This is a genomic window from Streptomyces sp. NPDC005070, assembly GCF_053600395.1.
Window position 1 is genome coordinate 1 of the sequence record NZ_JBSFZS010000252.1, and the last position, 5,606, is coordinate 5,606.

Genomic DNA, 5,606 nt, shown 5'->3' on the forward strand with positions numbered 1-5,606 from the left:
GTGAGGTCGTTGCCGGCGCCGAGGTGGTGCAGCAGCACCGCGAGCGCGGCCTGGGCGACCATGGGCGCGGTGGCGCCGTGCCGGGCGGCCAGGCGGCCGATCCCGGCGACGACGTCGGGTTCCAGTTCGAGGTCGACATGGCCGCCGCGGTGGGACGCCGACGTCGGGCGCGGCCGGTCCAGGGGAAGCTGCACCGGCTGCGGTACCCCGGCCAGCTCGCCGCGCCAGTAGTCGAGTTGTTCGAAGGCGACGCTGTCGGGGTCGTCGTCCTCGCCCAGCATCCGCCGCTGCCAGAGGGTGTAGTCCTTGTACTGCACCGCCAGGGGCTGCCAGTCGGGTGCCCGGCCGCGGCCGCGGGCGGCGTAGGCGTCCAGCAGGTCCCGCAGGAACGGGGCCATCGACGCGCCGTCCGCGGCGACGTGGTGGAAGACGAACACCAGCACGTGCTCGTGGGCGGAGAGGCGGAAGACGCGGGTGCGCAGCGGCAGGTCCGCGTCGAGTTCGAAGCCTTCGCCCACGAAGTGCCGCATCGCCTCGTCCACCGCGTCGGCGGCCACGTCGAGGACCGAGAAGGCGAGGTCGGCCTCGCCGGGGGGCAGGATGCGCTGCTCCGGTGTGCCGTCCTGCCTCTCGACGAGCAGGGTGCGCAGGCTCTCGTGCCGGGTGGCGACGTCCTGCACCGCCGCGGCCAGGGCGGCGGTGTCCAGCGGCCCCTCCAGGCGCAGCACGAAGGGGATGTTGTACGTCGCGGACGGCCCTTCCAGCCGGTGCAGGAACCACAGCCGGCGCTGGGCGAAGGACAACGGGATCATCGAGCTACTCCTCAACGTTCATCTGTCGGAGCTGGAGGCGGTTCGACCTGCCCGACTTCTCGATCCGGGCCGCCAGTTCGGCGACGGTGGGGCTGCGGAAGACGGTCGTGACCTTCACGTCGACGCCGAGCTCGTTGCGTATGCGGCCGACCAGCCGGGTGGCCAGCAGCGAATGCCCGCCGCTGTCGAAGAAGTCGACGTCGATGCCGACCTCGTCCGCGCCGAGCAGTTCGGCGAACAGCCGGCACAGGACTTCCTCGTTGTGGTTGCGCGGTCCCCGCCCGGTGGCGGTCTCGGCGCGGTCCGGGGCGGGCAGGGCGCCCCGGTCGAGTTTCCCGCTGGGTGTCTGGGGCAGTTCGGCCAGCGGTACGAGCGCGGTGGGCACCATGTACTCCGGCAGCCGCTCCTTGGCCAGGGCGGTCAGGGCCGCGAGGTCCAGGGCGGCCGCCCGGATGCCGGGGGCGGGTACCAGGTAGGCGACCAGGCGCTGGTCGCCGGGGCGGTCCTCGCGCACCAGGGCCACCGCGCTGTCCACGTCGGGGTGCGCGGCGAGTGCCTGTTCGATCTCGCCGAGCTCGATGCGGAAGCCGCGGACCTTGACCTGGAAGTCGGAGCGGCCGATGTATTCGACCTGGCCGTCCTCGCTCCAGCGCACGACGTCGCCGGTGCGGTACATGCGTGCGCCGGGCGGTCCGAAGGGGCAGGCCACGAAGCGGCCGGCGGTCAGGGCGGTCTGTCCGAGGTAGCCGCGGGCGAGCTGGTCGCCGGCGAGGTACAGCTCGCCGGTGACTCCCGCCGGCAGCGGGCGCAGGGCCGCGTCCAGGACGTAGACCTGGGTGTTCCACACCGGTGTGCCGATCGGCAGCCGGCCGCTGCCGGGCACGTACCGGTGGGCGGTGACCTCGACGGCGGCCTCGGTGGGCCCGTAGAGGTTGTTGGCGGTGCAGTTCGGCAGCAGTTCGGTGAACCGCTGGGCCAGCGCGGGCAGGAACGCCTCGCCGGCGACCTCGATCCAGCGCAGGCCGGTGCAGTCCTTGGCGGCGGGTTCGGCGACGAACGCCTCCAGCAGGGAGGGCACGAAGTCGGCGCCGGTGACGTGTTCGCAGCGTATCAGGTCCGCCAGGTAGGCGGGGTCGCGGCGGCCGTCGGGGCGGGCGATGACGACGGCGGCGCCGGCCTGCAGGGGTGCGAACAGCTCCGGTACCGACACGTCGAAGCTTGCCGTGGTGCTCAGCAGCACCCGGTCCTCGGGGGTGACGTCGAAGTGGGCGAGTCCCCAGCGGAGCCGGTTCATGATGGCCCGGTGGGCCACGGGGACGCCCTTGGGGCCGCCGGTGGAGCCGGAGGTGAAGATGGCGTAGGCGGCGTTGTCCGGCGACAGGGTGCGTTCGGGGTTGGTGTCGGGGTGGGCGGAGACGTCCGGGAGGGTTTCGTCAAGCACCAGCAGCGGCCGTGCGCTGTCCAGGACGTGCTGCACCCGGTCCTGGGGCAGTTCGGTGTCGATGGGCACGTAGGCGGCGCCGGCCTTGACGACGGCGTAGATCGCCACCATCAGGTCCACCGAGCGGGGGATCTTGACGGCGACGAGCTGTTCGGGGCCGGCGCCCTGTTCGATCAGCCAGTGCGCGAGGCGGTTGGCGCGGGCGTTGAACTCGGCGTAGGTCAGCCGCTCGTGCTCGCCGATCAGGGCGAGGCGGTCGGGGTCGCGGGCGGCCCGGGCCTCGAACGCGGCGGGCAGGGTGTCGGGGGCGACGGGGTGGGCGGTGTCGTTGATCCGCCGCACCAGCAGGTCGCGTTCCTCCTCGCCCAGCACCTCCACGGCGCCGACCGGCACCGAGGGGTCTTCGAGCACCTGCTCCAGCACGCGCACGAGCCGGGCGGCGATGCTCTGGGCCGCCCGGTGGTCGTAGAGGTTCTTCTGGTAGTCGAGGGACAGGCGCAGGTAGGGGTCGGAGGAGTTGAGGGTGAGGGGGTAGTGCGAGCCGGCGAACGGGCGGATGGCGTCGATCGTGAAGCCCGCGGAGGTGTTCGCCGCGACGATGCCCTCGCGGTCGACGGGGTAGTTCTCGAACACCACGATCGTGTCGAACAGGGCGGGCAGGCCGGTGCCGCGCTGGATGTCGGCCAGGCCGTAGTAGTGGTGGTCGAGGAGGGTGACCTGCCGGTTCTGCAGATCGGTGATGACCTCGCCCAGGCTGGTGGCGGGCCGGCACCGGGCTCTGGTGGGCAGGGAGTTGATGAACAGGCCGACCATCTCGTCGCTGCCGCTCACATCGGCGGGGCGGCCGTTGACGGCGGCGCCGAACACCACGTCGTGCTGCCCGGTCAGCTTCGAGATCAGCACCGCCCACGCGCCCTGCAGCAGCGTGTTCAGGGTGACGCCGAGCTGTGCGGCGCGCCGGGCCAGTTCGCGGCCCGTGTCGATGGACAGCGGCACCTCGACGCGCCCCAGGGAGGAGGCCTCCCCCCGGGAGGTGAGGCCCGCGGCCACCAGGGTCGGCTCGTCGAATCCGTCGAGCTCGGCCTTCCAGCGGGCGGCGGAGGCCTCCTTGTCCTGCCGGGTCAGCCAGGCCAGGTAGTCGCCGTAGGAGCGGGCCGGGGCCAGGGGGCCGGTGCCGGCGTAGAGCCGGACCAGGTCGGTGATCACCATGGGTGAGGACCAGCCGTCGAACAGGGTGTGGTGCGCGGTGAGGACGACCTTGGCCTGCTCGGGCCCGCAGGTGAGCTGGGCCAGGCGCAGCAGCGGCGGCCGGGTGGGGTCGAGCTGGTCGGCGCGGTCGGCGGCCAGGGCCGCGTCCAGTGCCGCGTTCTGCTCGGCCTCGCTGCGGCCGGTCAGGTCCAGGTGCCGCCAGGGCAGGGCGACGTGCTCGGCGACGACCTGCACCGGCTCGCCGTCGGCGGTGGCCAGGAACGCGGAGCGCAGGTTGGGGTGGCGCTCGAGCAGGGCCTGTCCGGCGGCCCGCATGCGGTCGGGGTCGACGTGCCCGGACAGGTGCAGCACGAACTGCATGTGGTAGACGTCGAAGGCGCCGTCGGCGAGCGCCGCCTGGAACTGGATGCCGGACTGTCCCGGGGCCTGCGGCCACACCTGTGTCAGCGGGCCGTAGCGCTGCTCCCACGTCTCGATGTCGCCCTGGCCGACGGTGACCAGCGGGGCGTCGGAGGGGGTGAGCCCGCCGGGGTGGCCGCTCGCGGCGTAGGAGGCCATGGCGTGCAGCACCTTCACCCACAGTTCGGCCAGTTCGGTGGCCCGCTCGCGGGAGAGCACCCCGGTGGGGAACATGAACGCGGCCTGCAGGCGGGTGCCCTCGGCGGTGTCCGTGGCGACGGAGTTGACCTCGAGGGCGGACAGCGCGGGCAGGTCCGGGTCGGGCTCGGCGATCAGCTCGGCGGACCAGGACGCGGGCCCCCATCCGTGGTCGCGCAGGTGCTCGGGCACGTCCGTCTCGGAGATCCGGCCGAGGTAGTTGAACCCGATCTGCGGCACCGCCAGACCGGCGAGCTGTTCGGCGGTCTCGGGGTTGAGGTGGCGCAGCAGCCCGTAGCCCAGGCCCTTGTCGGGGACCTCGCGCAGTTGCTCCTTGACCAGCTTGATGGCCTGCGCGGCGGCGGGGCCGCCGGCCAGCACGCCGTCCAGGTCCACCGACCTGACGTCGACGCGGGCGGGGTACATGGTGGTGAACCAGCCGACGGTACGGGACAGGTCGGCGCCGGGGACAACGTCCTCCTCGCGGCCGTGCCCCTCCAGGCGGACCAGTGTGGGGGCGTCCGCGGTGCGCCAGTGGCCGACGGCCAGGGCGAGGGCGGCGAGCAGTACGTCGGTGCCGGTGCCCTTGAACGCGGCGGGGAGCGTGGTCAGCACGGCGTCGGTGACGTCGGCGGGAAGCTGTACCCGCACCGTCTCGACGGTGGACCACACGTCGAGGGCGGGGTCGAACGCCCGCGCGCCCAGTGGGGGGTTGGGCGATTCGAGGAGGTCGCGCCAGTACGGGAGTTCGGCCTCGCGCCGCTCGGTGAGCGCCTCGTCGGCCAGGGCGGCCGCCCAGCGGCGGGCGGAGGTGCCGGCCGCCGGCAGTTCGGGTGCGGTGCCGGTGCGGACCTGCTGCCAGGCCTCGGCGAGGTCGGCCATGAGGATGCGCCAGGAGACACCGTCGACCACCAGGTGGTGCAGTACCACCAGCAGCCTGCCCTGGCCGGAGGGGGCGGCGAACCAGACGAACTCCGCCATGGTCCCGGCCTCGGGGTCGAGGCGGCCGAGCGCGTCGTTCAGTTCCGCCTTGGCCGCCGCAAGCGCGGACGGCTCCTGCCAGTGGCCCGCGCAGTCGAGGCGGCGCAGGTGGTCCGCCGCCCGCACGCTGCCCGCCGGCCCCGCCACGAGGGTGGGCTCGTCGCCGGGGACCAGGTGGGCGCGCAGCAGGTCGTGCCGGTCCAGGACGGCGTCCAGGGTCGCGGTGAGGTGGTCCGCGGTGATGCCGTGGGGCAGGTCGAGGACCATCGACATGGCGAACCGGCCGGTGCCGCCGCCGTGCTCGAACACCTGCCGGGCCACCGGCTGCAGCGGCATCGGGCCCACCCCGCCGCTCTCGTCCTCCTGGAGCACGGGGGTGCGGGCCGGGCGGGCGGAGGCGACCTCGGCGAGGCGGGCCGCGGTGCGGCACTCGAAGATCTCGCGCGTGGACAGCTCCAGGCCGCGGGCGCGGGCCCGGGCGACCACCTGGATGGAGCGCAGGCTGTCGCCGCCGACGGCGAAGAAGTCGTCGTCGGCGCCGACGCGTTCGACGCCCAGGACGTCCG

2 protein-coding genes are annotated in these 5,606 nt (G+C 73.6%); both read right to left on the reverse strand.

Annotated features, from left to right (window positions below; translation table 11 throughout):
* On the reverse strand, window positions 1-812 hold an 812-nt coding region (locus ACWEBX_RS36950), incomplete at its 3' end, for a condensation domain-containing protein (protein ID WP_451889120.1).
* A 4-nt stretch (window positions 813-816) separates the two neighbouring features.
* The coding region (locus tag ACWEBX_RS36955) for an amino acid adenylation domain-containing protein (RefSeq protein ID WP_451889121.1) at window positions 817-5,606 on the reverse strand (4,790 nt) is incomplete at its 5' end.